Annotated in this window: 27 protein-coding genes and 2 pseudogenes; 13 read left to right on the top strand and 16 right to left on the bottom strand. The window is 65.5% G+C overall.

Annotation, left to right across the window (positions count from 1 at the left end):
- Window positions 1–6: 6 nt before the first annotated feature.
- From AC1VNX_RS28405 to AC1VNX_RS28415, 3 genes are read right to left on the bottom strand one after another with little or no spacing between them, the layout of a single operon-like run.
- The gene (locus tag AC1VNX_RS28405; protein WP_483160896.1) at window positions 7–234 is read right to left on the bottom strand and encodes a hypothetical protein; all 228 of its coding nucleotides are present in this window, start codon (window positions 232–234) and stop codon (window positions 7–9) included.
- Entirely contained in the window at window positions 231–1,442 is a 1,212-nt protein-coding gene (locus AC1VNX_RS28410; RefSeq protein ID WP_483160897.1) for a PepSY-associated TM helix domain-containing protein, read from the bottom strand. Before AC1VNX_RS28410 ends, AC1VNX_RS28405 begins: the two co-directional genes overlap by 4 nt.
- A gap of 30 nt (window positions 1,443–1,472) precedes the next feature.
- Window positions 1,473–3,593, bottom strand: a complete 2,121-nt coding sequence (locus AC1VNX_RS28415; protein ID WP_483160898.1) for a TonB-dependent siderophore receptor — start codon at window positions 3,591–3,593, stop codon at window positions 1,473–1,475.
- A gap of 182 nt (window positions 3,594–3,775) precedes the next feature.
- Between AC1VNX_RS28415 and AC1VNX_RS28420 the strand changes: the two genes are divergently transcribed.
- Complete coding sequence (locus tag AC1VNX_RS28420; protein WP_483160899.1) at window positions 3,776–5,377, top strand: phospholipase D family protein; 1,602 nt, start codon at window positions 3,776–3,778, stop codon at window positions 5,375–5,377.
- A 19-nt stretch (window positions 5,378–5,396) separates the two neighbouring features.
- On the opposite strand, the gene AC1VNX_RS28425 is transcribed toward AC1VNX_RS28420, so the two are convergent.
- Entirely contained in the window at window positions 5,397–6,314 is a 918-nt protein-coding gene (locus AC1VNX_RS28425) for a LysR family transcriptional regulator (protein ID WP_483160900.1), read from the bottom strand.
- 139 nt (window positions 6,315–6,453) lie between these two features.
- On the opposite strand from AC1VNX_RS28425, the gene AC1VNX_RS28430 reads away from it, so the two are divergent.
- Genes AC1VNX_RS28430 through AC1VNX_RS28445 form a run of 4 tightly spaced genes read left to right on the top strand, consistent with a single transcriptional unit; the run spans window position 6,454 to window position 9,765 of the window.
- Window positions 6,454–7,722, top strand: coding sequence for an aromatic ring-hydroxylating dioxygenase subunit alpha (locus tag AC1VNX_RS28430; protein ID WP_483160901.1), 1,269 nt, complete (start codon window positions 6,454–6,456; stop codon window positions 7,720–7,722).
- 1 nt (window position 7,723) lies between these two features.
- Window positions 7,724–8,194: an aromatic-ring-hydroxylating dioxygenase subunit beta gene (locus tag AC1VNX_RS28435; protein ID WP_483160902.1), complete on the top strand. Its 471-nt coding sequence runs from the start codon at window positions 7,724–7,726 to the stop codon at window positions 8,192–8,194.
- Window positions 8,195–8,202: 8 nt separating this feature from the next.
- Window positions 8,203–8,520: a non-heme iron oxygenase ferredoxin subunit gene (locus AC1VNX_RS28440; protein ID WP_483160903.1), complete on the top strand. Its 318-nt coding sequence runs from the start codon at window positions 8,203–8,205 to the stop codon at window positions 8,518–8,520.
- Between the two features lie 18 nt (window positions 8,521–8,538).
- Window positions 8,539–9,765 carry an NAD(P)/FAD-dependent oxidoreductase gene (locus AC1VNX_RS28445; protein ID WP_483160904.1) on the top strand — a complete coding sequence of 409 codons (1,227 nt, stop codon included), beginning with the start codon at window positions 8,539–8,541 and terminating at the stop codon, window positions 9,763–9,765.
- A 26-nt stretch (window positions 9,766–9,791) separates the two neighbouring features.
- On the opposite strand, the gene AC1VNX_RS28450 is transcribed toward AC1VNX_RS28445, so the two are convergent.
- The 5 genes from AC1VNX_RS28450 to psrA all read right to left on the bottom strand — a co-directional run bounded on the left by AC1VNX_RS28450 (window position 9,792) and on the right by psrA (window position 15,181).
- Window positions 9,792–9,914 (bottom strand): hypothetical protein, encoded by a 123-nt coding sequence (locus AC1VNX_RS28450; RefSeq protein ID WP_483160905.1) that lies wholly within the window; start codon window positions 9,912–9,914, stop codon window positions 9,792–9,794.
- Between the two features lie 19 nt (window positions 9,915–9,933).
- Complete coding sequence (gene phnY, locus AC1VNX_RS28455) at window positions 9,934–11,382, bottom strand: phosphonoacetaldehyde dehydrogenase (protein ID WP_483160444.1); 1,449 nt, start codon at window positions 11,380–11,382, stop codon at window positions 9,934–9,936.
- Window positions 11,383–11,409: 27 nt separating this feature from the next.
- Window positions 11,410–12,636 (bottom strand): phosphonoacetate hydrolase, encoded by a 1,227-nt coding sequence (gene phnA / locus AC1VNX_RS28460; protein ID WP_483160906.1) that lies wholly within the window; start codon window positions 12,634–12,636, stop codon window positions 11,410–11,412.
- Between the two features lie 53 nt (window positions 12,637–12,689).
- Window positions 12,690–14,000: an MFS transporter gene (locus AC1VNX_RS28465; RefSeq protein WP_483160907.1), complete on the bottom strand. Its 1,311-nt coding sequence runs from the start codon at window positions 13,998–14,000 to the stop codon at window positions 12,690–12,692.
- Window positions 14,001–14,089: 89 nt separating this feature from the next.
- On the bottom strand, window positions 14,090–15,181 hold the full coding sequence (gene psrA, locus AC1VNX_RS28470) for an iron-containing alcohol dehydrogenase PsrA (protein WP_483160908.1): 1,092 nt from the start codon (window positions 15,179–15,181) through the stop codon (window positions 14,090–14,092).
- Between the two features lie 239 nt (window positions 15,182–15,420).
- Here psrA and AC1VNX_RS28475 point away from each other — a divergent pair, with 239 nt between their 5' ends.
- The gene (locus AC1VNX_RS28475) at window positions 15,421–16,287 is read left to right on the top strand and encodes a LysR substrate-binding domain-containing protein (protein WP_483162029.1); all 867 of its coding nucleotides are present in this window, start codon (window positions 15,421–15,423) and stop codon (window positions 16,285–16,287) included.
- A gap of 655 nt (window positions 16,288–16,942) precedes the next feature.
- Here AC1VNX_RS28475 and AC1VNX_RS28480 read toward each other — a convergent pair.
- The 3 genes and pseudogenes from AC1VNX_RS28480 to AC1VNX_RS28490 form a co-directional block, all read right to left on the bottom strand.
- A pseudogene (locus AC1VNX_RS28480) lies at window positions 16,943–17,221 on the bottom strand (RNA recognition motif domain-containing protein); the annotation flags it as partial.
- A gap of 61 nt (window positions 17,222–17,282) precedes the next feature.
- Window positions 17,283–17,549, bottom strand: a complete 267-nt coding sequence (gene infA / locus AC1VNX_RS28485) for a translation initiation factor IF-1 (RefSeq protein WP_369662799.1) — start codon at window positions 17,547–17,549, stop codon at window positions 17,283–17,285.
- Window positions 17,550–17,577: 28 nt separating this feature from the next.
- The gene (locus tag AC1VNX_RS28490; RefSeq protein WP_184641721.1) at window positions 17,578–17,793 is read right to left on the bottom strand and encodes a hypothetical protein; all 216 of its coding nucleotides are present in this window, start codon (window positions 17,791–17,793) and stop codon (window positions 17,578–17,580) included.
- 378 nt (window positions 17,794–18,171) lie between these two features.
- Between AC1VNX_RS28490 and AC1VNX_RS28495 the strand changes: the two genes are divergently transcribed.
- Window positions 18,172–18,384 carry a hypothetical protein gene (locus AC1VNX_RS28495; protein ID WP_483160909.1) on the top strand — a complete coding sequence of 71 codons (213 nt, stop codon included), beginning with the start codon at window positions 18,172–18,174 and terminating at the stop codon, window positions 18,382–18,384.
- 15 nt (window positions 18,385–18,399) lie between these two features.
- Entirely contained in the window at window positions 18,400–18,594 is a 195-nt protein-coding gene (locus AC1VNX_RS28500; protein WP_483160910.1) for a hypothetical protein, read from the top strand.
- A gap of 79 nt (window positions 18,595–18,673) precedes the next feature.
- Here the strand turns inward: AC1VNX_RS28500 and AC1VNX_RS28505 are convergent, their stop codons facing one another.
- Window positions 18,674–19,480 carry a transglutaminase-like domain-containing protein gene (locus AC1VNX_RS28505; protein WP_483160911.1) on the bottom strand — a complete coding sequence of 269 codons (807 nt, stop codon included), beginning with the start codon at window positions 19,478–19,480 and terminating at the stop codon, window positions 18,674–18,676.
- Between the two features lie 480 nt (window positions 19,481–19,960).
- Between AC1VNX_RS28505 and AC1VNX_RS28510 the strand changes: the two genes are divergently transcribed.
- The 4 genes from AC1VNX_RS28510 to AC1VNX_RS28525 all read left to right on the top strand — a co-directional run bounded on the left by AC1VNX_RS28510 (window position 19,961) and on the right by AC1VNX_RS28525 (window position 22,479).
- Window positions 19,961–20,122, top strand: coding sequence for a hypothetical protein (locus AC1VNX_RS28510; protein ID WP_483160912.1), 162 nt, complete (start codon window positions 19,961–19,963; stop codon window positions 20,120–20,122).
- Window positions 20,123–20,811: 689 nt separating this feature from the next.
- Complete coding sequence (locus AC1VNX_RS28515; protein WP_483160913.1) at window positions 20,812–20,937, top strand: hypothetical protein; 126 nt, start codon at window positions 20,812–20,814, stop codon at window positions 20,935–20,937.
- A 2-nt stretch (window positions 20,938–20,939) separates the two neighbouring features.
- On the top strand, window positions 20,940–21,575 hold the full coding sequence (locus AC1VNX_RS28520) for a cysteine hydrolase family protein (RefSeq protein ID WP_483160914.1): 636 nt from the start codon (window positions 20,940–20,942) through the stop codon (window positions 21,573–21,575).
- A gap of 31 nt (window positions 21,576–21,606) precedes the next feature.
- On the top strand, window positions 21,607–22,479 hold the full coding sequence (locus AC1VNX_RS28525) for an SDR family oxidoreductase (protein ID WP_483160915.1): 873 nt from the start codon (window positions 21,607–21,609) through the stop codon (window positions 22,477–22,479).
- 224 nt (window positions 22,480–22,703) lie between these two features.
- Here AC1VNX_RS28525 and AC1VNX_RS28530 read toward each other — a convergent pair whose 3' ends face one another.
- The 3 genes and pseudogenes from AC1VNX_RS28530 to AC1VNX_RS28540 all read right to left on the bottom strand — a co-directional run.
- Window positions 22,704–23,000 (bottom strand): hypothetical protein, encoded by a 297-nt coding sequence (locus tag AC1VNX_RS28530; protein ID WP_483160916.1) that lies wholly within the window; start codon window positions 22,998–23,000, stop codon window positions 22,704–22,706.
- A 37-nt stretch (window positions 23,001–23,037) separates the two neighbouring features.
- Window positions 23,038–23,388, bottom strand: coding sequence for a PRC-barrel domain-containing protein (locus tag AC1VNX_RS28535; RefSeq protein ID WP_483160917.1), 351 nt, complete (start codon window positions 23,386–23,388; stop codon window positions 23,038–23,040).
- Window positions 23,389–23,796: 408 nt separating this feature from the next.
- Window positions 23,797–23,961 (bottom strand): annotated as a pseudogene (locus tag AC1VNX_RS28540) (hypothetical protein); the annotation flags it as partial.
- Window positions 23,962–24,213: 252 nt separating this feature from the next.
- Between AC1VNX_RS28540 and AC1VNX_RS28545 the strand changes: the two are divergent.
- Window positions 24,214–24,705: a hemerythrin domain-containing protein gene (locus tag AC1VNX_RS28545; protein WP_483160918.1), complete on the top strand. Its 492-nt coding sequence runs from the start codon at window positions 24,214–24,216 to the stop codon at window positions 24,703–24,705.
- Window positions 24,706–24,718: the final 13 nt, after the last annotated feature.

Below are 24,718 nucleotides of genomic sequence, written 5' to 3' on the forward strand. Positions count from 1 at the left end.
GGAAAACTACGACTTGCCGTTGCCGGCCGGTGTCTTGCGCCAGCCATACCAGGCGCCGACCACGACCGGAATGCCCAGCGCGATCCAGGCCAGGATGTCGCCCAGCCCGCCGTCGCTGAAGAGCGCCGAGATCAGGCCGAAGGTGGTGAGCAGGCCCAGCACGATGGGCCAGCCCCACATGCGCCAGAAGCCCTGATGGTGGCCGTGGTGATGCTGTTGCTGATGGTGCTTCATGCCTGCGCCTTCATCGCCGGTGCGGGCTCGGGCTGCACTGCGCCGCCGCCGGGCACGTGCTGCGGCTGCGGCACCTCGGCATGCGCCTCGGCCTTCTTCGAGGCCGCCGGCACGGTGTTGCCGCGCTTGAGCCACAAGTAGAGGCCGCTGCCCAGCACGATGATGGTCGCGATGTCGAGCAGCGCCCAGATGATCTGCATCGGCATGCCGCCGTAGTCGCCGAAGTGCAGCGGCTGCGATACCAGCAGCGCCCACAGATACCAGGGCAGCTTGGGCGACGCAGTCACCTCGGCCGTCTTGGCGTCGACCAGCACCGGCTGGAAGAGCTTGGAAGAGAAGGGCTCGTTGCCGCGCAGGAAGAAGGTCGTGTGATGCGGGCTCGAGAACGACGTGCCCGGGAACGCGATGAACGACAGCTTCATGCCGGGCGTCGCCTGAATCGCGGCTTCCATCGAACGCTGCACCGAGGCGCGCTCGTGCACCGCCACGACGGGCTCGTTCTTGTAGGGCGTCATGAGCGCGCTGAGCTGGTCGTACTGCCAGTACTTGATGACCAGATCGGCCCAAGTGTTGATCATGCCGGTGGCCCCCACCACGAACACCCACACCAGCGTGACGATGCCCAGCAGGTTGTGCAGGTCGAGCCACTTCAGGCGCGGACGCTTCTCGCGCCGCACCGTGCCGAAGTCGAGCTTGCGCATGAAGGGCGAATAGAGCACCACGCCCGAGACGATGGCCACCAGCAGCAGCAGGCCCATGAAGCCCAGGAACAGCTTGCCCGGCAGCCCCGCGAAGAGGTCGACGTGCAGCTTGAACATCACGTACATGAAGCCCTCGTCGAACTTCGGCTGCGCAAGCACCTCGCCCGTGCGCGCGTCGACAGCGACCGACTTGAAGTCCTCGGTGGGCTCTGGCGTGGGGGTGAGCGTGACGAACCACAGGCCGTCGTCGTCCTCGGGCTGCGAGGCGAACTGCACCACGCGGTCGGGGTGTTTGGCCTTCGCCACCTCGAGCACGCGATCGAGGCTGATGTGCGGCGTGCCCGCCGGCATCTTCGGCGCCTCGACCTCGGTGCCGAGCAGGTGGCCGATCTCGTGATGGAAGATCAGCGGCAGGCCGGTGATGCACAGCAGCAGCATGAAGACGGTGCACACAAGGCTGCTCCACTTGTGCACCCAGGCCCAGGTCTTGATCTTTCTGCTGTTCATGTCGTGGCTGTTCTGTCGAGGGAGAGGGTTCTAGAAACGGTAGGTGGCGCTGGCGACGATGTTGCGGCGTGCGCCGTACCAGCAGTCGCCTCGCGCGAGGCAGGTGCTGAAGTAGGTCTTGTCGGTGGCGTTGTTGATGTTCAGGGCATAGCGCCACTTGGCCGACTCGTAGGCGAGCATCAGGTCGAGCAGTGCGACCGAAGACACGTACGGCCCTGCGCCAGTGCTCTCGACGTCGCGAAAGCCGCTCATGTAGCGCACGCCGGCGCCGGCCGAGAAGCCCGGCACGCCGGCAATGGAGAAGCGGTACTTGCCCCACACCGAAACCTGGTTGCGCGGCGTGTCGGTGAGCTTGTGGTCGACGTCGATGTAGGTGTAGTTGGCGATCAGGTCCAGATCGCGCGCCAGGGTGGTCTTGAGCTCGAACTCCACGCCCTTGTTCTTCGTCGCGTCGACCTGGCGGCCGTAGTTCGGGTTGGTGCTATCGAAGACGGTGCGGTTCTTTTCCTTGAGCGAATACACCGAGGCCGTGAAGCTCGTCGCCGACCCATTGGGCTGGTACTTGACGCCGGCTTCCACCTGCTCGCCGCGCAACGGCTTGAAGAGCCTGCCGTCGACGTCGGTGCCCGCCTGCGGGGTGAAGGATTCGGTGTAGCTCAGGTAGGGCGACCAGCCGGAGGGCAGCGTGTACATCACGCCCAGGCGGCGCGAGGTGGCGCTGGTCGTCTCCGACGCGCTGCCCGCCGTGCCGGCCGTGCTGCGGTCATGGCGCAGCCCGGCAACGAAGATCCAGTTGTTCCACTTCATCTGGTCCTGCACGTAGATGCCGGCATTGCGCTGGGTGGTGCGGGGCTTGCGCGCCAGCTCGGTGACCGGCACGTAGCCGAGGCCGTAGACCGGCGCATAGGCGTCGATGGTGCTGTAGACCGAGCCTTCGGTCTTGTCCTGGCGCTGGCGGGAGTATTCGGCCCCCACGAGCAGCGTGTGGCGCACCGCGCCGGTGTCGAAATGACCTTCGATGTGGTTGTCGATGCCGGCCATGCTGGTCCAGGCCAGCGACTTGTCGTTGTAGCGGCCGAGCAGGCGCTGGCCGACGGGGTCGAGCGACCAGCCGCCGGGCTCGGAGAACGAATCGGCGTAGTGGTAGTGCGAGTCGTTGAAGGTGCGCGACGCGCGGAAGTTCTGCCGGAAGGTCCACTGGTCGCCGAACTTGTGCTCGAACAGCCAGCCGAAGGTCTTGCGCTCGGTGTCGTAGCCATCGCCCGGCTCGCCGATGAAGCGGCTGGACCGCAGCGGGCCGTTGACGTTCGGCAGGATCGTGCCCTGCCACGGGAAGAACTGGGCGGTGCTGCCGGTCTTGTCCTTTTGCCACAGGGCCTGCAGCGTCAGCGAAGTCGCGGCATTCGGCCGCCAGGTGAGCGACGGCATGATGAGCGAGCGGTCGTCCGGGACGTAGTCCACCTGCGTGTCGGACTTGCGTTGCAGCGCCACCAGCCGGTAAGACCATTCGCCGTTCGCCGTCAGCGGGCCGGTGAGATCGGCCTGGATCTGCTTGCGGCCGAAGGAGCCGAGCTGCACGCCCACCTCGCGGTACGCCTCCTGCTGGGGCCGCTTGCTGACCATGTTGACCACCCCGCCCGCCGTGCCCGCGCCGAAGAGCATGCCCGAGGGGCCGCGCAGCACCTCGAGGCGCTCCAGGGTGTAGGGGTCGGGCCGCGCGGTGGCGGTGTACCAGCCGGAGGAGTAGGTCTGCAGTCCATCGAGGTAGATGGTCGGGTCGCTGCCGCGCACCGAGAAGCTGTCCGAGCGGGAGTCGATGCCGTAGGCATCGGAACGCACGCCGGCGGCGTAGGTGAGTGCGTCCTGCAGGTTGGTCGCGCCCTGGTCGACCATCTGGTCGCGGGTGACCACTGTCACGGACTGGGGCGTTTCCGACAGCGGCGTATCCGTCTTGGTGGCGGTGACCGCATTCTTCGCGCGGTAGCCGATCACCTGCGATGTCGCCGTCTCGGCTTCGGCCCCTGCATCGACCCGCACTTCCGGCAGCGACGCTGCATTCGTCGTCTGGGCCAGCACCTGATGCTGTGTGTAGATCGCCAGGCATCCCGCCAGCACCGATGCGACCTTGCGCCGCGCCACCAACCTCTTCATTCCCGCTCCGCTCCTCGATATGGATTAATAAGAACGATTCGCATTTTAGGCGTGACAAATTTCCGCTTCCCGGAATCACCGCCCTCGATGAAGGGCGTTACGTTGCGAAATTGCGTCTTCTGGCCGAAGGCGAACCGGCTACGATGCCGCCCGCACTCTCTCCCCGTGCGTTGACAGCCTTCATGCTCAAGCTCATTGCCTTTTTGTTTCCCGCGTTGCGCGGTCCGGCTCTGCGGCTGATGGCGCTCGTGGCTGCCGCGGCGCTCACCGGCTGCGCCGGCCTTCCGCCGCGCACGCCCGAGCCGCCCACGCTGGCCATTGCGGCCTCGCCGGCCACCGAACTCGGCCGCGCAGCCATCAGCCTGAACTCCCCGCCCGACGGCCTGAGCAGCATGCGCCCGCTGATCGAGGCCTCTTTCGCGCTCGACGCGCGGCTGGAGCTGATGAGGCGCGCCAGATCGTCGCTAGATATCCAGACCTACCAGCTCGGAAACGACAAGACCGGCCGCCTCCTGTTGCGAGAGATGCGCAACGCCGCGCGCCGCGGCGTGCGCGTGCGGCTGCTGCTCGACGACTTCTACACGGCCGGCATGGACCGCCTCCTGCTCGGCCTGGCCGCCGAGCCCAATGCCGAGGTGCGCCTCTTCAACCCCTTCGTGAATGCGCGCGACCACTCGTCGGGGCGCTGGCTGGAGTTCTTCTCCGACTTCCGCCGGCTCAACCACCGCATGCACAACAAGCTGTTCGTGGCCGACGGCGCCATGGCCATCGCGGGCGGGCGCAATCTCGCCGACGAGTACTTCCTGCGCAGCGAAAGCGCGAACTTCATCGACTTCGAGCTGCTGCTGGCCGGCCCCGTTGTGCCCGAATCCGCCGCAATCTTCGACACCTACTGGAACAGCGACGTGGTCTATCCCCTGCTGCGGGTGGCCAGCACCAGCCGCACGCCGCAGGCGCTGAAGGACGACTTTGAGGAAGCCACCTCCCCCGCCCACGCACCGCCGCCCGACCCGCTGCCCGTCACCGACCTGCTCGGTGACCCGCCGCTGGCCACCCAGCTCGCCGACATCGACGAAGCCAAGTGGATGCGCGCCGAAGCCCACGCCTCCGCCGACAGCCCCAACAAGGCGCTGGGCGTCATGGCCCACCCCACCGAGCCGCTGGCCCAGCGCTTCCACGAGATGCTGGCCACGGCGCGCTCGAACGTGGTGGTGATCTCGCCCTACTTCATTCCCGGCGACGAGGGCATGGAGCGCATCCGCATGGGGCGTGAACTGGGCGTGAGCATCACCGTCATCACCAACTCGCTGGCCGACAGCGACGAGCCGCTGGTCAACATCAACTACAACCGCTACCGCGTCGACATGCTCAAGCTGGGCGTGAACCTGTACGAGGTGAGCACGCAGCAGCTCAAGCGCAGCGACCAGTTCCGCACCCTGCTCAAGAAAGCGCGCGGGCGGCTGCATGCCAAGCTGGCGCTGGTCGACCGCCAATGGGTGCTGCTCGGCTCCATGAACCTCGACCCGCGCTCCGCCCGGCTGAACACCGAATTCGGCGTTCGCGTGCGCAGCTTCGACCTGACACAGGCGCTGCTCTTCGCCTACCAGCTCGACGACATCGAGGGCGTGTACCGCGTCACGCTCAAGCCCGACGGACAGAACGTGCAGTGGGTCGGCACCGGCGATGTCAACAACGAGGTGCTCGACAGCGAGCCCGATTCGAGCATGCTGACCCGGCTGCAGCTGCTGCTGTTTTCCTGGTTCGTGCCCACGGACCAGCTTTAGCAGCGGCGAAGCCCGCGCCCTAGCCCGGAGCACCCTCGCCGTAGAGCCCGATGATCAGCGAGCGCAGCCATGCGATCGCCGGGTCCTTGTGAAAGCGGCCGTGCCAGAACAGATTGATCGCGATCTCCGGCAGCTTCGCCGGATGGCGCACGTATGACAGGTCGAAGGGCCCAGCCAATGCCTGCGCGAGTCTCTCGGGCACGGTCGCTACGAGGTCCGAGTCATGGAGGATGTGCCCCACGGCCACATAGTGCGGCACGGTCAGCACCACCTTGCGCGTGATCTTCTTGCGGTCGAGGAATTCGTCGGCCTTGCCGTGGCCCGTTCCGTCCGACACCACCACGACGTGGTCGGCGGCGGAGAAGTCGTCGAGTGACACCTTCTTGCGGTTGTCGAGCGGATGGCCGCGCCTGAACATGCACACATAGTGCTGCCTGAACAGCCTGCGCTGGAAGTAGCCCGCCTTCAATTGCGGCAGCAGGCCGATCGCGAGGCTGACGTGGCCGGCCTCCATCTCGTCCTGCAGGTTGACCGCCGTGTTGCGCACGGTGCTGAGCGACACGTTGGGCGCGACGCGCGCGATCTCCTTCATCAGCCTTGGCAGGAAGTAGATCTCGCCGATGTCCGTCATGCCGACGGTGAAGGCGCGCTTCGACGTGGCCGGGTCGAACGAAGACTTCTGGTTCATCGCCTCATGGATGACCTGCAGCGCGCGCGCCGTCGGCTCCGCGAGCTGCTGCGCATAGGGCGTGGGCTCCATGCCGTTGGGCGTGCGCAGGAAGAGCGGGTCGTCGGTGAGCTTGCGCAGGCGCGCCAGCGCGTTGCTCACGCCCGGCTGCGAGAGGCCGAGGCTGCTCGCCACCTTGGAGACCCTGCGGTCGACGAGCAGCTGCTGGAAGACGACCAGGAGGTTGAGATCGATGTCCTTCAGCTCCATGGGCGGCGTCTCACATTCTTGAAATCAATATGAACTATTGATCACATTCTATTGAGCGATGGCGCCCGGATGAGGATCATCGACTCACCCACGAGAGACGAAGCCGCCTTTCCCACGGCAGCAAGAAGGAGACACAGACATGGACGACACCGCATCGGCAGTCTTCCCCCAGAAGATCCACTGGGAAAGCCAGGGCACCAGCCGCATTCCCTTCATGGCCTACACCGAGGCCGACCTGCATCGCCAGGAGCTGGAGCGCTTCTTCTATCGCAACCACTGGAGCTACGTCGGCCTCGAGGCCGAGATTCCGGCGGTAGGCGACTTCAAGCGCACGGTGGTGGGCGAGCGCTCGGTGATCATGGTGCGCGACGCCGAAGACTCGATCAGCGTGGTCGAGAACGTGTGCGCCCATCGCGGCATGCAGTTCTGCCGCGAGCGCCACGGCAACCGCAAGGACGGCGGCTTCACCTGCCCCTATCACCAGTGGAACTACACGCTCGCAGGCGACCTGCAGGGCGTGCCCTTTCGCCGTGGCGTGAAGCAGGACGGCAAGGTCAACGGCGGCATGCCGGCCGACTTCAAGCCCGCCGAGCACGGCCTCAACAAGCTGAAGGTGGCAAGGCGCGGCGGCGTGGTCTTCGCGGCCTTCGATCCCGACATCGAATCGCTCGAAGACTTCATGGGCCCGGAGATCCTGGGCTACTTCGACCGGCTCTTCAACGGCCGCAAGCTCACCATCCTCGGCTACAACCGCCAGCGCATTCCGGGCAACTGGAAGCTCATGCAGGAGAACATCAAGGACCCGTACCACCCGGGCCTGCTGCACACCTGGTTCGTGACCTTCGGCCTCTGGCGCGCGGACAACAAGTCGGAGTTGAAGATGGACCGGCACCACCGGCACGCCGCCATGATCTCCACGCGCGGCGCCAGCGGCAAGGCCGAGCAGGTGACACAGGTGTCGAGCTTCAAGGAAAGCATGCAGCTCAACGACCCGCGCTTCCTCGACATCGTGCCCGAGCCCTGGTGGGGCGGCCCGACGGCGGTGATGATGACGCTCTTTCCGAGCGTGATCCTGCAGCAGCAGGTCAACAGCATCTCGACGCGGCACATACAGCCCAGCGGCCCCGGCGCCTTCGACTTCGTGTGGACGCACTTCGGCTTCGAGGACGACACGGCAGAGATGACGCAGCGCCGCCTGCGCCAGGCCAACCTCTTCGGCCCCGCGGGCTTCGTGTCGGCCGACGACGGCGAAGTGATCGAGCTCTCGCAGAAGGGCTTCGAACAGAAGCCCTTCCACCGCACGCTCGCCGAACTCGGCGGCCGCGAGGTCGGCGACACGGACCACATGGTCACCGAGACACTGATCCGGGGCATGTACGAGTACTGGCGCAAGGTGATGGAGGCTTGAGATGGACTTCCAGGACTACTTCGAACTCTCCCAGCTCTACGCCCGCTACGCCCAGGCCGTGAGCTCCAGCGAGTGGGAACTCTGGCCCGAGTTCTTCACGGAAGACTGCGTCTACCGCCTGCAGCCGCGCGAGAACCACGACCGCGGCTTTCCGCTCGCCACGCTCTCCTTCGAGAGCAAGGGCATGCTGAAGGACCGCGTCTACGGCATTCGCGAGACCCTCTTCCACGACCCTTACTACCAGCGCCACGTGGTGGGCGCGCCGGTGGTGCTGAAGGCCGTGCCGGGGCGCATCGAGTCGGAGGCCAACTACGCCGTCTTCCGCACCAAGCTCTCGGAGCTTTCGAGCGTCTTCAGCGTGGGCCGCTACATCGACGTGGTGGTGCGCACCGAAGAGGGCCTGAAGTTCGCCTCGCGCCAGGTCATCTACGACAGCGAAATGATCCCGAACTCCGTCATCTATCCGATCTGAGGACCGCCATGAGTGAGCAGCAATGGACCGACGCCGCCGCGGTCGACGACGTACCGGCGGACGACGTGATTGCCATCCTCGTGGGCGGCAATGAAGTCGCGCTCTACAGCGTCGAAGGCAATGTCTACGCCACCGACAACATCTGCACGCACGGGCATGCCCGCCTGTGCGAAGGCTTCCTGGAAGGCCACGAGATCGAGTGCCCGCTGCACCAGGGCAAGTTCGACGTGCGCAACGGCGCCCCCACCTGCGCGCCGGTGACCGAAGCGATCCGCTCCTACCCCGTGAAGATCGAGGGCGGGCGGGTGTTTCTGTCGCTGGGCTGATCTGCACCGGGACAAGCGATGAGCGCGGAAGAGAAGACGATCGTGATCGTCGGTGCCGGCCAGGCCGGCGGATGGGCGGCGCAGACGCTGCGCGGCGAGGGCTTCGGCGGCAACATCGTGCTGATCGGCGACGAAGCGCATCGACCCTACGAGCGCCCTCCCCTGTCGAAATCGGTGCTCGCCGGCGAAGCCCTTCCGGAGACGACCCGCCTGCAGAAGCCCGAAGCCTTCGACGCGCTGAACGTGGACTGGCGCCCGCGCGTGAGCGCGACGCGCATCGACAGGTCGGCGAAGCAGCTGCACCTGAGCAGCGGCGACGTCGTCGGATACGACAAGCTGATCCTCTGCACGGGCGGCCATGCGCGGAAGCCGGGCATGCTCGGATCGGAACTGCCGGGCGTCTTCACGCTGCGCAACCTCGACGATGCCGCCGCGCTCGGTGCCGCGCTTGCGCCGGACAAGCGGCTGCTGGTCATCGGCGGCGGATGGATCGGGCTCGAAGTGGCCGCGACCGCCCGCAGGAAAGGGCTCGACGTCACGGTCGTGGAAGCAATGCAGCGCCTCTGCGAGCGCACCGTTCCGCCGGAAATCTCCGGCTACCTTCAACGGCTTCATGTTTCGAATGGCGTTCGTGTCGAACTGGGCGCGGGCATCGAGCGCCTGGCGCAAGGAGCAGACGGCACCGGCCTGATCGCCACGCTCGTCGATGGGCGAACGCTGGCCTGCGACGTGGTGCTGGCCGGCATCGGCCTGATCGCGAACGATGAACTCGCGCGAGAGGCAGGCCTGCAGTGCGAGGGCGGCATCGTGGTCGACCCGCAGTGCCGCAGCTCGGACCCAAACATCCTCGCCGCCGGCGATGTCGCCGTCTGGCATTGCGAACGGGCCGGTCGCCGGATGAGGCTGGAGTCCTGGCAGAACGCGCAGGAGCAAGGCATCGCGGCCGCGCGCTCCGCGCTGGGCATGGCTGTCAATCACCAGCCGCTTCCCTGGTTCTGGTCCGACCAGTACGGCATCAATCTCCAGATATTCGGCATGCCGGCACCGGAGCATCACAGGGTGGTGCGCGGCGACATGGAGAGCGACAGTTTTGTCGTGTTCTTTCTCGATGCCGGCAAGGTCGTGGCCGCACTGGGCCCGAACGCGGCGCGTGATCTGCGCTTTGCGCGGCGGCTGATCGAGCGCGGCGCGAGCGTCGATGCGGGCCAGCTTGCCGATCTCCAGATTCCGATGTCGAAGCTCTGATCGGCCGGAACGGCATCAAGCCAGCATCACGCCCAGCACGGCGAAGCGCGCATCGCCACATCGGCCACCGGGCCCGCGAAAAACGAGACGAGGCCCGCACCGATCACCCTCAGCGCCGCGGCCAGCTCGCACAGGGCGACGATGCCCATGATGCCCAGGGGGCGGCAACTACCAGGGCAGCGAATAGGTCTTGGTGTTGGTGAAGCTCTTCATGGCCTCGAGCACGCCTTCCTTGTAGCCCAGGCCGGAGTCCTTGATGCCGCCGAAGGGGGTGAGCTCGAGGCGGTAGCCCGGCACCTCCCGCACGTTGACGCTGCCCACGTTCAGCTCGCGGATGAAGCGCGTGATGTAGTCCATGCGGTTGGTGCACACCGCCGACGACAGGCCATAGGCCGTGCCGTTGGAGATGCGGATCGCCTCCTCGATGTTCCTGAAGCGGATCACCGGCGACACCGGCCCGAAGGTCTCGTGCTTCGCAACGGTCATCTGCGGGTCCACATGGTCGAGCACCGTGGGCGAGTACAGCGCACCGCGGCGCTCGTTGCCATAGAGCAGCCTCGCCCCCGCCTTGATGGCCTCGTTGACCACCGACTCGAACTGGATCGCCGCCGCCTCGTCGATCACCGTGCCCATGTCCGTGGCCGGGTCCATCGGATCGCCGTACTTCAGCGCCTTCGTCTTGGCCACCAGCAGCTCGACGAACCGGTCGGCCACCGACTCGTGCACCAGCATGCGCTTGATGGCCGTGCAGCGCTGGCCCGAGTTCTTGTACGAACCGCTGGCCGCCAGCGTCGCGGCCTCCTCGACGTCGGCATCCTCCATCACGATGATCGGGTCGTTGCCGCCCAGCTCCAGGATCTGGCGCTTGTACACCGCCTTGCCCGCGATGTACTTGCCGATGGCCACGCCGCCGGTGAAGGTGACCAGGTCCACGTCGGCGCTGGTGAGCATCTCGTCGGCGATCTCCTTCGGGTCGCCCGTGACCACCGACAGCATCTGCGGCGGCAGGCCCGCCTCGTACAGGATGTCGGCCAGGATGAAGGCCGTCAGCGGCGTCTTCTCGCTGGGCTTGAGCACCATGCGGTTGTTGGTGGCAATGGAGGGCGCCACCTTGTGGATCACCTGGTTCAGCGGATGGTTGAACGGGGTGATGGCGGTGATGGCGCCCTGCAGCGGCTCGCGCAGCGTGTAGACCTTGCGGCTCTTGCCGTGGTGGGTGAGGTCGCAGGAGAACACCTGGCCGTCGTCCACCAGCGCCTGGTTGGCGGCGAACAGCAGCACGTCGGAGGCTCGGCCCACTTCGTACAGCGAGTCCTTGCGGCACAGGCCCGACTCCATGGTGATGACGCGCGAGATCTCGTCCAGGCGCGAGGCGATGATCTCGCCCGCGCGCATCAGGATCTTGTAGCGCTCGTAGCGCGTGAGCGTGGGCTTGTAGTCGCGCGCGATCTTGTAGGCCACCCGCACGTCCTCCAGCGTGGCCTTGGGCACGGTGGCGATGACTTCGCCGGTGTAGGGGTAGGTGACGTCGATGGTGCGGTCGCGGTGCACGCGCTCGCCGGCAATGCGCAGGGCCTCGCGGTGGACGGTGCCTGGCTTCAGGATGGCTTGGCTCATGGGGAAGTGCTCCGGAAGTCGTTGTCGTTACTGGGCGTGGTTCAGCGCGATGTCCAGCGCATCGAAGTTGCGCAGCCGGCGCCCGGCGGCAATGCCGGTGACCGGGCGGTTGCAGATCAGCGGCACGCGCTGCTCGGAGACGCCGCCGTGCGAGCGCAGCGGCACTTCGAGCGCCGAGAGGTCGTGGCGGCTGGCCGAGGTGCCGATGACGGTGCTCTGCTCGCTGACCACCACGATGTCGCCGATGCGATCGGGCGGCAGCTCAAAGCGTTCGGCGGCGTCCTTGCGCGAGAGCACCAGCTCCATGCCGGGGATGCCCTTGATGCGCTCGATCCAGCCGGGCACGCTGGCTTCAGCGGGCGCGTACACGGTGGCGAAGGAGCCGAGCGCGCCGTGGTGCACCACGTAGGGGTCGGTGATCGGCAGGATGACCCGTGCCTCGTCCTGGCCGTACCAGCCGTCGAGCACGTCCTGCAGGTAGATGACCTTGGGCGCGCCGGCTGCGTCGTGCTTGTCGTTCATGCCGTGGTCGGCGGTGACGACGATGGTGGCGCCCAGGGCGTCGAGCTGCGCGAGGTAGCCGTCCATCATGGCGTAGAAGGCGTTGGCGGCGGGGCTGCCGGGGGCGGCCTTGTGCTGCACATAGTCGGTGGTCGACAGGTACATGAGGTCGGGGCGGCGCGACTCCATGAGCTTGACGCCGGCGGCGAAGACGAACTCCGACAGTTCGGCGCTGTACACCGAGGGCACGGGCATGCCGACCATGTCGAGCACGTTGTCGATGCCGTTCTCCTCCATCGTCACCTGGTCGGACTTCTCCGACGAGAAGCAGATGCCCTTCATGCGGTGGCCCAGGAGCTTGCGCAGCTTGTCCTTGGCGGTCACCACCGCGACCTTGGCGCCGGCATCCGCGAAGGCGGCCAGCACGGTGCCGGCGCGCAGGTACTTGGGGTCGTTCATCATGACTTCCTGGCCGAGCTCGCGGTCGAAGAAGTAGTTGCCGCAGATGCCGTGCACGGCCGGCGGCACGCCGGTCACGATGGACAGGTTGTTGGGGTTGGTGAACGAGGGCACCACGCAATCGGCCAGCAGGTCGGCGCCGGACTTCCTCATGCGGTCGAAGTACGGGGCCACGCCGGCGGCAATTGCCGCGTCGAGGTACGCGGGCTCGCAGCCGTCGACGCACACGACCACGACAGGGCGACTCATCCAGCGGTAGCTGCGGGCGTTGACTTCCAGCGATTCGGGTTTCATGGCAAGGATTCCTTGGTGGAGATGGATCGAAGAAGGAAGGCAGGGCAGTCGCCTCAGCGGCGGATGAAGACAGCGATGGCTGCGCTGATGAGGCAGCTGGCCGCGACGATCGGGAAGACCATCGACGTGCTGCCCGAGTGGTCCAGCAGCCGGCCGATCAGCGGCTCGCCGAGGCCCGCCAGCAGGTACGAGAAGAAGTTCATGACGCCGGTGGCGGTGCCCGAGCGCTTGGCACCCACGAGGTCGGGGCACAGCGCCCAGAACGAAGAGGCGGGGCCATAGACGAAGAAGCCTGCGAGGAACAGAAGCGCCAGCCCGCCGATGCTCGTGGGCAGCAGGTACATGCCGACGGAGGCCGCCGCACCCAGCAGCATGTACAGCACGATGGCCTTGTAGCGCTTCGAGCCGAAGACGCGGTCCGAAATCCAGCCGTTGGTCAGCGCGCCGAAGGCCATGCCTACCGGCAGCGCCACCGAGATCCAGGCCGGATCGATCATGCCGTCGGCCATCTTGCTCCAGTCCTTGCCGAGGAAGTGCACCGGCACCCAGACGATCAGCCCGTAGCGCGCCGCGTTCTGGAAGCCGATGGCGAGCGCCGCGATGAGCAGCTTCGGGTTGCTGAGCACGGCCTTGTAGCGGCTCCACGAGCTTTCCTCGGGCACGGCGTGGTTCGCTGCGGCGGCCTTCGCGTCCTCCGCATTGGCGATGCCGGTGTCGGGCGACTTGAAGCCCAGGTCCTCGGGGCGCTCCCGTGCGATCAGGTAGAACGCGATGCCGCCCACCAGCATCAGCAGCACGGGCAGCCTGAAGATCCAGCGCCAGTCCAGGTGCAGCACGTTGACGACCACGATGGAGGTGACGAACGACAGGATCGACGCGCACCCGGCCGCGAAGGTGTAGAAGCCGAACACCTTGCCGCGCTCGCCGGTACCCCACCAGTTCGACAGCAGGCGGCTGCCCGGCGCCCAGCCGAGCGCCTGGAAGTAGCCGTTGATGCCCCAGGGGATGGCAAGCGACTTGAAGCCGACGGCGAAGCTCACCACCCAGTTCGCCGCACAGGACAGGATGGCGCCGGCCGTCATCACCCGGCGGCCGCCGAACTTGTCCGCGAGGTTGCCGTTGATCGCCTGGCCGATGGCGTAGCACCACAGGAGACTGGCCGAAGCCCAGCCCAGGACTTCCTTGGACAGGCCGAACTCGCGCTGCAGGCCGGGAATGGCGAACCCGAAGGTCTGCCGCCCCGTGTAGAAGAAGAGGTAGCAGAACATGGCGGCCAGCAGCATTCGCCACTGCGCCTTCCTGAACGAATTCTCGAGAGGCGGAACGTAGGTACCCGCCTGCAGACCCTGGTTTGCCACTTGCATGTCTTGTCTCCTGTTCTTGACGGGCGTGGACCCGTGAAACCGGCTGTGCCGCCGGTGCTTTTCTCTCGACCTTCCTGGGCTTCGACCGGCTAGGCGGACACCGCGCCGATGAAGTTCTTGCCGCGCGCGCCGTCCATGGCGCGGGCAATCATGGCCTCGGCCTCGGCGTCCGCCACGCCATAGTCCGCGAACTCGGTCTTCACGCCCAGCTCCTGCAGGAAGCCGCGAAGGCGCAGGGCGCCAGCGCGCAGGTCGGGGCCGAACAGGCGCTGCAGCGTGCGGTCACGATCGGGCGACCGCGCCCACGCTTTCTCGAGGACGATCGGCAGCGTGAACGAGCAGGCAATGCCGTGGGGCAGGCCGTAGCGCAGCGTCATCTCGTAGGAGATCGAATGGGCCAGCGCCGTCTTCGTGTTGGAGAACGCAAGCCCCGCCTTGAGCGCGGCCATGGCCATGCGCTCGCGCAGGTCGATGCTGCGAAGGTCCTTCATCAGCGCAGGCAGGCATTCGAAGATGTCCTGCACGGCGGAGATGGCGAAGGTGTCGGAGACAGGGTTCGCGTTCACGTTCCATACCGACTCCAGCGCGTGGGACAGCGCATCGAGCCCGGTCGACACGGTGGTTCCCGCCGGCACCGAGAGCATCAGCTCAGGGTCCACGATGGCCGCCTCGGGCCAGGTGGACTCCAGGTGCAGCGAATATTTCTTCTGCCGGACGGAATCCCAGATCGTGGCCCAGGGCGTCACCTCGCTGCCGGTGCCGGCCGTCGTCGGCACCGCAATGAGCGGTTTGACGCTGGCGGGCTCGAAGGACTTGCCGCTCGCCAGCAGGCCGACCAGTTCGTCGAAGCGGCCGCTCGCGGTGCCCACCATCAGCGCCTTGGCAGTGTCGATGGCGCTGCCGCCGCCGACGGCGACGATCGCGTCGCAGGCGCCGGGCGCCCTCCAGAAGCGGCCGTAGAGCGCATCGAGGTGCGCCACGTCGGGATTAGGGCGCACGTCGTCGATCACCTCGACCAGCGAGCCGGCCAGCAGTTTCTCGAGGCGCGCCACCAGCCCCAGTTCGCGCGCCTCGGGAAAGGTGACGACAGCGACGCGGCGGCCGGCGAGGATGGATGGCAGCCGTTCCAGGCTGCCCTGGCCGCTGTGGATGGATACGGGATTGCGGTATGCGTGGGGCATCGGGTCTGTCTCGTGTGGGTGGTTGCTTTTTTGGCTGCTTCTGCGTCGCGCTGTGCCGCGCGTTCGTCGGTGGAAGCAGTGTCGAAGCGGCCCGTCGCTGCGTCCAATCGCATTTCCGGTGGGCGCATGGTCGAAAACCGATGGATGGACACAGCCCGTGGCGGCATCGCCCCCGGGGAAAGCGCCCATTCGCGGGCGGCCGTGCCTGTGAGAGGCTTTGCGATCCTGAAGCCAAATCCATGTTCCATCAGTACTACAAATCGATCAGGTGCTTCCATGCCGTCGCGAAGACCGGTGGTTTCACCTCTGCGGCGCAGTACCTGCACATCGGGCAGCCGACCGTGACCGACCAGGTCAAGTCACTGGAGACCCGCTTCAACGTGGAACTCTTCCTGCGCAGCGGCCGCAGCGTGAAGCTCACTGCCGCAGGGGAGCGGTTCTATGCCATCACGCAGGGGCTGTTCGGGCAGGAAGAGGAGGCCATGCTCTTCCTTCAGAGCGCCCGCAAGCTCAAGGTGGGGCTGGTGCGCGTGGGCGCGGTGTCGCCGCCCATCGCGATGGAGCTGGCGCGCAATTTCAAGGAGGCCCATCCTGCGCTGGACGTCAACGTGTCCATCGGATCGGAGGAGTCCACCTTGCGGGGCCTGCAGGATTTCAGCATCGACGTCGGCATCGTCGTCGAGCCGGCGGCGGCCGAGGGACTTCACATCGAGCCCTACCGCACGGAGCGCATCGTGGCAGTGGTGCCCAAGGGCCATGCATGGACGAAGCGAGCGTCCATCGCCACCCGCGACATCCAAGGCGAGACGGTCATCATGCGCGAGCCAGGCTCCAAGACCCGGCATCGCGTTGAAAGCGCCTGCCAGCAACAGAATGTGGACCTGCACTGCGCCATGGAAATCAACAGCCGCGAAGCCATTCAGCATGCAGTGGCCAACGGAATGGGCGTGTCCTTCGTCACCCAGGTGGAGTTCATCCCGCTGCCGGGCCTGGCGGCGGTCACCATCGACGACGAGCAGCTGTCGATCAGCTACTCATTGTGCTGCCTCTCCAGCCGCCGGAAGCGGCCCCTGATCGATTCCCTCTTTGAGGTTGCACTGAGGTGAAGCTCCGCAACGCCCCTTTGCGTCTTGCGCAGGTTCGATGTCGAGCTGACTGGACCGGGAAAGACCTGGCGTCGATCGGGATGTATCGCGGCGCATTCCGACTGAAGGGGAAACAACCACACTGCGGCAGTTCGTGCCATCGCGCGCCCTGGGCGATGAGTACGTCCCCGGCGACTAACGACCGGAGCGTCACCAGGCACATGGGCGTGCCCATCGAGATCGTGCAGCCGAGCCTCTGCGGGCGACGCATCCGCCAGGCAAGAGTTCAACGTGCGCGCCATCTGATAGACAGCTGAGCCCGTCGCGGCGCGATGCCTGTCAGGCTCGCGACTTCTTCTGCCACTCCCAGGGCCCCAAGGTCTGCCGGCGCCGCAGTTCGGCGCGCCCTTCTTCGGTGATGTCCTTGATCACGATCGATGGGTGATCGGCCGTGTCTTCCGGGCGAGATTGCGACCCTGCGTTCTGCAGAAGGACCCAACTCTTCGCTTTCAGCGCCCCCCGTGAAGGAAACCTCCTCGGGCTTGAGGATGGTCAGCGGAAAGACCGCATGCTCGATGCTGCGCAGGAATGCAACATGCGCAATCGACTCCGCGCTGTCTGCCTCCGTCAAATCCGGGACGAAAGAGGGGCCGATCGTCATGGTGGCTCAGTTGCGATAGCCACCGCCGAAGCCACCGGTGCGCGGCTCCATCGGACGCGCCAGATTGACGGTCAGTGCACGACCATCGATTTCCTTGCCATGGAGCCCTTCGATGGCGGCCTGCGCTTCCGCAGGCGAGCCCATCTCGACGAAACCAAAGCCCTTGGAGCGACCGGTATCGCGCTCCATCATGACCTTGGCCGAGGAGACATGACCGAAGGCCGAAAATTGTTGCTGCAGCGCGTCTTCACGCACCGTGTACGAGAGATTGCCGACGTAGAGTTTGTTGTCCATGATTTGCTTTCTTGAGTGAACCGAGATTCGGTATGAAATGGATGGGAGCCGGCGCGCAGGCCTACCGAACAGGGCGCCGCACGAGCGAAGAGCCGCTCTGGGTGCGAGGCTCCAGATGACGGAACGTGATCCGCCCCTTGTTGAGATCGTAGGGTGACATCTCCAGCGAGACTTTGTCGCCTGCGAGCACGCGGATGCGGTGCTTGCGCATCTTTCCGCCCGAGTAGCAGATCAGGCTGTGCCCGTTGTCGAGAGTGACGCGAAAGCGCGAATCAGGCAGCACCTCCTGCACCCGGCCTTGCATTTCAATCAGTTCTTCCTTGCCCACGACGCTCCTTCAGTGATTGGCCGGATGCTCAGGCCAGCTGGTTGTTCAGCACGAAATGACGGCCTTGCATCAGTGCATAGCGCGCCGCTCGCGCGGCGCTGTCGAAACGCGGAATGAGCCGGAAGACCCGGTCATGCATGCCACGGCGGATGGAAACCGAGGCAGCGTACTGCCCGGTATCCGTGAGTTTGGTCATTGGGGTGACGAGGTATCTGCCCACCTCGTGGGCCTGTGGAATCTGCATGTGATAAAGCGAGCGCTTGCCCTGAGGGCGCGCCGAGGCGGCGCGTGCCGGCGTTGGACCGGTCAGGCGCACGAAGTGAAACCGTGAAGGAAACGGGAGGGAACGGTCCGTGGGATGTTCTCTATTGAACGGACCGACGATGAAGCTCGCTGAGGGGAATGACGCTCCGCCGATGGAGGCGGAAATGGGTCACCTTGTCGGAGAGTTGAGGCCTGTGCGGGAGGCGGCTGCCGCAAGGTGTCAATCAAGGATTGAGGCAACGAGCACGCCGCAATCAATATGCCTAGTGTAGGTGATCTCGGGGCGCGTGGTATTTCGTGCCCCGCAGGCGGTGTTCCGGTGTTACGCTGACTCGCTTCATTTGCATGAAGGATCAGCATGACTCAGGCGCTTCTTTCCCTACCCCGGCAGGAAGCGCTTCGCGCCGATCTGCCCCACGTGGCCGATCTGCTGCACCACCGGCGTGCAGGCGAAATCGACGAGGCGGCGATCGACGATATGGTCTCGTTGTCCTGGCTCGAATGGCTGAGCGGATCGCTTCAGCTGACGACCACGGGTGTGAACATCTGCCGCCAGCAGCAGCCGAAGTAGGAACGTGCCTGAGCCATGAACCAGACGGACGTGATGCTCAAGATCGTGGAGATGGCTCGCATTGGCGGGGCACTTCCCGCAGACGAGGCGGTATCGCTGGTCGCGGCGAAAGTCGCGGACCTGGACATGTCATGCGAAGGCGTTCAACAGGAAGCTACCGACCTGATGCGTCTGGGCGCGACGATATGGTCGCTGGCCGGCCCGAGATAGACAACGCCTGCAAGCCCGTCTCGTCGCGCTCCCAGCCGACGGCAGGTACCACAGCGAAGATTGGCTGTGCCTTCTGGGCTCATTGAACTTCGTCGCACCAGACCTTGAAACCGTCCAGCTGATCCGGTCCGAAGGTGCAGGACAACGCCACGTCGCTGGCATCTCGTCCCTGCGCAATCAGCACGCGGCCGATGCGCGGCACGTTGTTGCGCGCGTCGAACGTGTACCAACGGTCATCCAGGAACGCCTCGAACCAACCTGCGAAGTCCATTGGACCGAAGGGTGGCGCAGTTCCGACATCGCCCAGATACCCGGTGCAATAGCGCGCTGGAATGTTCAGGCAGCGACACAGAGCAATGGCCAGGTGCGCATAGTCCCGGCACACGCCCTTCCCTTCCTTGAAAGCTTCCATGGCCGAACGGGTACGTCGAGCATGCTGATAGCCGAACTCGATGTGCCGGTGCACGAAATCGCACACCGCCTGCACACGCCCCCATCCGCTGGGCCCGCTCCCAAAACGCTGCCAGGCAAAATCGGACAGCAAGTCGGTTTCGCAGTAACGGCTGCCCAGCAGATACACCAAGGTGGATTCGGGCAGGTGTTCCACCGCCGTCTGGGAAGCGGACGGAGCAATGACGTCCGGCGAGCCGCTGTCACGGACCAAGGCATCCGTGCTCAATACAAAGCGCCCCGCTGGAGCGACCAGGCGCGTGCACCAGTTCCCGAACAGGTCTCGGTAAGCGGTCGTGGGCACCGCCGGATGCGTGAGCAGATGATCCGCGCGCAGGAGGTCCGATGCTCTTGAATAGTGGATGCTGAGATTCAGAATCATCGGTGTCGGCCGAGGAAACTTGTAGGCGATTTCGAAGCCGAGCTGGATGTTCATGGCCCCATCATGCTCCCTGGTGCGGGCTTCCTTGAGGAATAAGTGGTTCCCGCACTCCTGGCCCTCGCCCGCCACAGTGCAAGTTGCCCGGTTTTCGAAGCGTGCAGGCCAGGACTACCAAGGACGGCGCACCGTCCTACGCGGCCTCGCCGCTGGGGCGCTAGCGTCTTCTGACTTGCCGCTCGCGCCAACCATCGATCCCGATGCCGTACCCGTGGGAAGCTGTTCGGAGAGCGCCATGGCGAGCGAGCTTCTTGTCCACGATGGAAGATTGGGACTCTGGGTCTGCTCCAGCGTCCGTCAGCCCATCGAGAACGGCGGACTATGTGCCAGCGCCGAGGTCACCTTGGACGGCAAGCATCGCTGCAGATTGACGTTGATCCTGCCACGATCCTGGGTTGAAACCGATCTCGAATCCTTCAAGCGGCGTTGCCTGAACTGGGTCCTGGAAGCCGACAGGCGCACGAACGCCAGCGTCCGGTGAAACTCGCCTTTGACGGCGAGTCGGTGAAGGCGTCCAGGTTTGTCGCGGGCGGGTTCCTGTCAAAGGCAAAAGAAGAGGTCCAGCAAAGGGCGATGCTCGATCGGATCGAGAAGTTGGAGCGCTTGCAAACGCCGCGCTGTCGCTGGCGGGCGAAATGAGGAGGACGCTTCCTGCAGGCGCCGAGCCTTCGGCAGGCTGACGAGCCGCTGCCCGGCGAATGTCCGCTGACGATAGCAGCGGTCGCTCGGGCCGCAGGCGGCGAATGACTCTGGTCAGTCTGCGCACGTCGGTCGGCATCCTCGTGGGCGTCAGCTTCGCTGCATTTCTAGCGATCCCTGTCACGACGCTATCGCCAGACCAAGAGCTGGCTTGAGGCCAGCCGATTTCTGGAACTACCCGCTCTCCTTCTGGTGCTGCGGTGCGTGCTCCAAGCTGGCACGCCTGTGACGGTAGGCCGGCTAAGCGGCCTGCAAGTCAGGTTGACACAAGACATGCACTTGCGTATCGGCTCGTCGCTCCAGAGAGATGAGGATGCCTGTAGGCCGTCCGTCTTCGTCGTGTCGAAGCTGGATTCGATGTTCACGAAGGCCTCGTAAGGATCTGGACGAAGCCCTGCGTCAGCAGGCCGGCGGCATGCCGCTGGCAGAAGGCGAAAGCGCGGTGCTCGAGTGGGACGGCAAGCTGAGCATCATCAAGCGACGGTCCTGAACCGCAGCCCACGCCGCTCACGTAAGAAAGCGCCGACCTGCAGCGGCGGCGATTGCTTCACTCGGGCGTGCGGCCGCCGCTAACACTGGGGGCACCGGACGACCTCCCGTCATCCGTCATTCCAGACAGGGAGCACGCCATGAGCAGTAGCAACAACATCCGCGTCACGGGCACCGGAGACGGCACCCGCCCCACCACCAGTGGCGGCGTGGACAACATCGGCGGCGCGGAGTCCTTCACTGCACGCAAGACCTTTCCGGTTTGAGCATGGCCGCGCCTCGCCGTCTCTCTGCCAGTTCGTCGCCGCCGCGCGGCGCGCTGGCGGTCGAGGCGGCTAACGGTGAAACCGCCCTGCTCATCATCGACATGATCAGCTGCTGGGACTTTCCCGACGCCCACAGGCTGCTGCCCGCCGCCGCGGCGGTCGCGCCCGCCATCGCGGCCCTGAAGCGCCGATGCAAGGCACGGGGCGTGCCTGTGATCTACGCCAACGACAACCGCGGCCGCTGGCGTTCCGACTTCAGCGCGCTGGTGGACCTGTCGATGGCTGGCGGCGGCCTTGGGGCGACCGTCACTGCCGGCCTCGCGCCTGACCACGACGACTACTTCGTGCTGAAGCCGCAGCAATCCGCCTTCGTCGCCACGCCGCTCGAACAGCTGCTGGGCGTTCTGCAGGCGCGTCGCCTCATCTTGAGCGGCGTGGCCAGCGACCAGTGCGTGCTGAGCACGGCCTCCGACGCGCGCATGCGCGGCTTCGAGGTGGCGCTTCCGAAGGACTGCACCGCCACGCAGACGGACAGGCGCCACGCGATGCTGCTGGAGCAGTGCGACACGGTCTTCGGCATCGCGACCACCCCCGGCTCGCGCATCCGTCTGCCCGCCGGGCGAAAGCGCAAGCCATGAGACCACTGTTTCATTCCGTCTGGAGAAAGCCATGACACATCGCATGCAATCCGGCCCGAAGCCTCCTTTCGACACGCCTCGCCAGGCGCCGCCCGGCCTTGAATCGCGGATGGAACCGCCGCCGGACTTCGGCGAGTCTTCATACGTCGGCTCCGGCAAGCTTGTCGGAAAGGCCGCGCTCATCACCGGCGGCGACAGCGGCATAGGCCGCGCCGTGGCGCTCGCCTTCGCGCGCGAAGGTGCGGACGTGCTGATCTCCTACCTTGCCGAGGAAGAATCTGACGCCCGGCGCACCGCCGAACTCATCGAGAAGGAGGGCCGCACCTGCGTCGCCATGCCCGGCGACATCCGCGAGGAGTCCCATTGCAGGAAGCTGGTGGACACCGCCATGGAGCGCTTCGGCAAGCTCGACGTCCTGGTGAACAACGCGGCCTTCCAGATGGCGCACAAGGACCTGGCCGAGATCACGGCGGAGGAGCTGGACCGCACCTTCCGCACCAACGTCTACGCCAACTTCTTTCTCTGCAAGGCGGCGGCGGCCTGCATGAAGCCGGGCAGCGCCATCATCAGCACGGCATCGGTCAACGCCGACAAGCCCAACGCCACGCTGGTGGCCTACGCCGCGACCAAGGGCGCGATCCAGAACATGTCCGGCGGCATGGCCCAACTGCTGGCCGAAAAGGGCATCCGCGTGAACTGCGTGGCGCCGGGCCCGTTCTGGACGCCGCTGATTCCATCGACGCTGCCACCCGACAGAGTGAAGAACTTCGGCATGCAGACGCCGATGAAGCGACCAGGCCAGCCAGCGGAGCTGCAGGCGGTGTACGTACTGCTTGCTTCCGACCAGGCGAGCTATATATCCGGGGCCACGGTGGCGGTGACCGGAGGCGTGCCCTTCATCTGAGCGCGAGGCCGCGCCAGCAAGGGAGCCAAGGCGTATGTACGCACACATCCAGCCAGGCGCACGGAACTTGGCGCTCACGCGGCCTGGACCGAATCGCGGCCCTGGAAAGCGTGGGGCCCGCCGGGCTGTACTGGCGTCGACCGGGAAAACGCCGGCCGCAGTTCGTCATGAACGACCCGTTCTATGCGCCATCCGCCTTCAGCATGGTCCGGTATGCAGTGCCCTCAGGCGCCACTTCGTACACCACTACGCTCGTGAATCCATCGCATGGCCTGCTGTTCGCCATGACGCAGCGCTTCGGCCTCCGTGGCGTAGGCGGCATTGTCCGAATCCGCGGGAAGCCGGATGTTCTCTTCATCCGAATTGCCTGAGCGGCAGAAAACGACGGGCTCATAGACCCCGCGATCGGTACGCCGAGTGCCACAGGAGACGAACCAACCGCGGTAGTCGAAGGTGAGAAGCCGGTCGGCCACGCCGTACAAACCGGACGTACCGGGCGAGCCGGGAATACTGGAAGCCACGCGTTTTTCCTCGGCTGAAGAGAACTCCCCTGCTCCCTCAGAGGCCGTAGTACTTGTTGATGCTTGCGCTGTAGCGGTCGTCATAGTCCGGCACCCGGTCTTCGGCATAGCGCGGCGCCCCTTCGAGCATGACCTTGTCGATCGGCACCACATAGCCATCCTGCGAGGTGTCGTACTTGAGCAGGTTCCAGGGAATGGGGTAGCGGTCGGTGCCGATGCCGAGGAAGCCGCCGAACTCCATGACGGCGTAGCGCACCTGGCCCGTGAGCTTGTCGATCATGAGGTCGTCGATGGTGCCGAGCTTGTCGCCCGAGGGGTTGTAGACCTTGGTGCCCTCGACGCGATCCGACGAGATGACGTTGGCATTGGCGCTGGAAGTGACGTCCATGATGAATCTCCTGCCGGCACCGCTGGGAGAGCGCCGGTACTCGTGTGTTTGCTGAGCCCAGAGTTCAGGTATCTCTCCGCTGAAAGAACGCACGGATCGGTTGTGACACCGTCGAGTTGTAGGAAGGCTCCTCATGTCCGCGACGTGGGGCTCAGGCATGGCATCGCCTCTCCGACGGGGGACATGAGCCCTTCCATGTGCCCGTCTTCGGCCTTCAGGTTCACGCCCGGCGGTACGACAAGCCCCCCTGTCGGTGCCATGCCCGAAGGCTCCCCAGTCGCCGCGCGAGATTCGCCGCGTCATAGGGCGCGCGGACCTTGGTGTCTTTGTCGAGATAGCAGAACACGTCCTGCGGGCGCTCCATCGGTCAAGTGCGGCGTCGCCATAGCCGCTCGCGTAGATTTCCTTGTCGCCATGGAGCCGGACATAGACGAAGTCCGCGGTGAGGTTTTCGCTGGAAGGCCACTTCCCGCGTGGCGGTTGCGAAGCCCACCCGGAGCTTTCAGCTGTTCGTCGTGCGCTCGCGCAAGCGCCAGAACCGCTGCGGCATCGCGCGGCAGCAGCGCAAGGAATGAGTCCAGGCGCTCAGGGTCGTGGATCATTCCCGGAGGCACCTGCCACAGAACGGGCCCGGGCGATACCGACCTTCACGCTGTCGTACCTCGCAAGCGTCACCGGTGTTTCGGCTTGTTGCTCAGGAAGATGTGCGCCGCCGGCCACGTCCGGTGCCTTCCTACGTCGGGCAGGCGCCACGCACTCCATCTTGCGGACTCCCGCTTACTTCTGGTTCTCCCGATACCCCTCAACCCACGCATGGAGCCCACGATGCCAACGACCCGCCGCGCAACCCCCGATGCCTGCAGCCTTCTCGACACCGACCACAAGAACGTGAAGAAGCTCTTCACTTCCTACGACGATCTCGCCCACTCCCGCTCCGCCAGCGCACCCGACAAGAAACGCGAGCTCGCGATGCAGATCTGCATGGAGCTGCAGGTGCACACGCAGATCGAGGAAGAGATCTTCTATCCCGCTCTGCGTGAAGCCATCAGCGAGACCGACCTGCTCGACGAAGCCGAGGTGGAGCACGCCAGCGCCAAGGAACTGATCGCGCAGATCCAGGACGCGACCGAGATCGACGAGAAGTTCGACGCCAAGGTGAAGGTGCTCGGCGAGTACATCGACCATCACGTGAAGGAAGAGCGCAACGAGATCTTCGTGAAGGCACGCGCAACGCGTGGACTCGACCTTGTCGCCATGCGCGAGCAGCTTGCGCAGCGCAAGGAAGAGCTGATGGCGGAGATGGAAGCAATGGCCTGAGGGCCCATCTCAC

It is taken from the genome of Variovorax sp. TLI9-5A, from assembly GCF_056867935.1.

Excerpts from the sequence above, each read along its gene's own strand:
- AC1VNX_RS28435 (WP_483160902.1), top strand. The coding sequence starts at position 7,724 with ATGGACTTCCAGGACTACTTCGAACTCTCCCAGCTCTACGCCCGCTAC.
- phnA (WP_483160906.1), bottom strand. The coding sequence starts at position 12,636 with ATGAAACCCGAATCGCTGGAAGTCAACGCCCGCAGCTACCGCTGGATG.
- AC1VNX_RS28415 (WP_483160898.1), bottom strand. The coding sequence starts at position 3,593 with ATGAAGAGGTTGGTGGCGCGGCGCAAGGTCGCATCGGTGCTGGCGGGA.
- AC1VNX_RS28505 (WP_483160911.1), bottom strand. The coding sequence starts at position 19,480 with ATGAACATCCAGCTCGGCTTCGAAATCGCCTACAAGTTTCCTCGGCCG.
- AC1VNX_RS28545 (WP_483160918.1), top strand. The coding sequence starts at position 24,214 with ATGCCAACGACCCGCCGCGCAACCCCCGATGCCTGCAGCCTTCTCGAC.
- AC1VNX_RS28495 (WP_483160909.1), top strand. The coding sequence starts at position 18,172 with ATGACTCAGGCGCTTCTTTCCCTACCCCGGCAGGAAGCGCTTCGCGCC.
- AC1VNX_RS28515 (WP_483160913.1), top strand. The coding sequence starts at position 20,812 with ATGAGCAGTAGCAACAACATCCGCGTCACGGGCACCGGAGACGGCACC.
- AC1VNX_RS28520 (WP_483160914.1), top strand. The coding sequence starts at position 20,940 with ATGGCCGCGCCTCGCCGTCTCTCTGCCAGTTCGTCGCCGCCGCGCGGC.
- AC1VNX_RS28440 (WP_483160903.1), top strand. The coding sequence starts at position 8,203 with ATGAGTGAGCAGCAATGGACCGACGCCGCCGCGGTCGACGACGTACCG.
- AC1VNX_RS28410 (WP_483160897.1), bottom strand. The coding sequence starts at position 1,442 with ATGAACAGCAGAAAGATCAAGACCTGGGCCTGGGTGCACAAGTGGAGC.
- AC1VNX_RS28535 (WP_483160917.1), bottom strand. The coding sequence starts at position 23,388 with ATGGACGTCACTTCCAGCGCCAATGCCAACGTCATCTCGTCGGATCGC.
- AC1VNX_RS28405 (WP_483160896.1), bottom strand. The coding sequence starts at position 234 with ATGAAGCACCATCAGCAACAGCATCACCACGGCCACCATCAGGGCTTC.
- AC1VNX_RS28465 (WP_483160907.1), bottom strand. The coding sequence starts at position 14,000 with ATGCAAGTGGCAAACCAGGGTCTGCAGGCGGGTACCTACGTTCCGCCT.
- AC1VNX_RS28525 (WP_483160915.1), top strand. The coding sequence starts at position 21,607 with ATGACACATCGCATGCAATCCGGCCCGAAGCCTCCTTTCGACACGCCT.
- phnY (WP_483160444.1), bottom strand. The coding sequence starts at position 11,382 with ATGAGCCAAGCCATCCTGAAGCCAGGCACCGTCCACCGCGAGGCCCTG.
- AC1VNX_RS28445 (WP_483160904.1), top strand. The coding sequence starts at position 8,539 with ATGAGCGCGGAAGAGAAGACGATCGTGATCGTCGGTGCCGGCCAGGCC.
- AC1VNX_RS28420 (WP_483160899.1), top strand. The coding sequence starts at position 3,776 with ATGCTCAAGCTCATTGCCTTTTTGTTTCCCGCGTTGCGCGGTCCGGCT.
- AC1VNX_RS28475 (WP_483162029.1), top strand. The coding sequence starts at position 15,421 with ATGTTCCATCAGTACTACAAATCGATCAGGTGCTTCCATGCCGTCGCG.
- AC1VNX_RS28500 (WP_483160910.1), top strand. The coding sequence starts at position 18,400 with ATGAACCAGACGGACGTGATGCTCAAGATCGTGGAGATGGCTCGCATT.
- AC1VNX_RS28425 (WP_483160900.1), bottom strand. The coding sequence starts at position 6,314 with ATGGAGCTGAAGGACATCGATCTCAACCTCCTGGTCGTCTTCCAGCAG.
- psrA (WP_483160908.1), bottom strand. The coding sequence starts at position 15,181 with ATGCCCCACGCATACCGCAATCCCGTATCCATCCACAGCGGCCAGGGC.
- AC1VNX_RS28490 (WP_184641721.1), bottom strand. The coding sequence starts at position 17,793 with ATGCAGATTCCACAGGCCCACGAGGTGGGCAGATACCTCGTCACCCCA.
- AC1VNX_RS28430 (WP_483160901.1), top strand. The coding sequence starts at position 6,454 with ATGGACGACACCGCATCGGCAGTCTTCCCCCAGAAGATCCACTGGGAA.
- AC1VNX_RS28450 (WP_483160905.1), bottom strand. The coding sequence starts at position 9,914 with ATGGGCATCGTCGCCCTGTGCGAGCTGGCCGCGGCGCTGAGGGTGATC.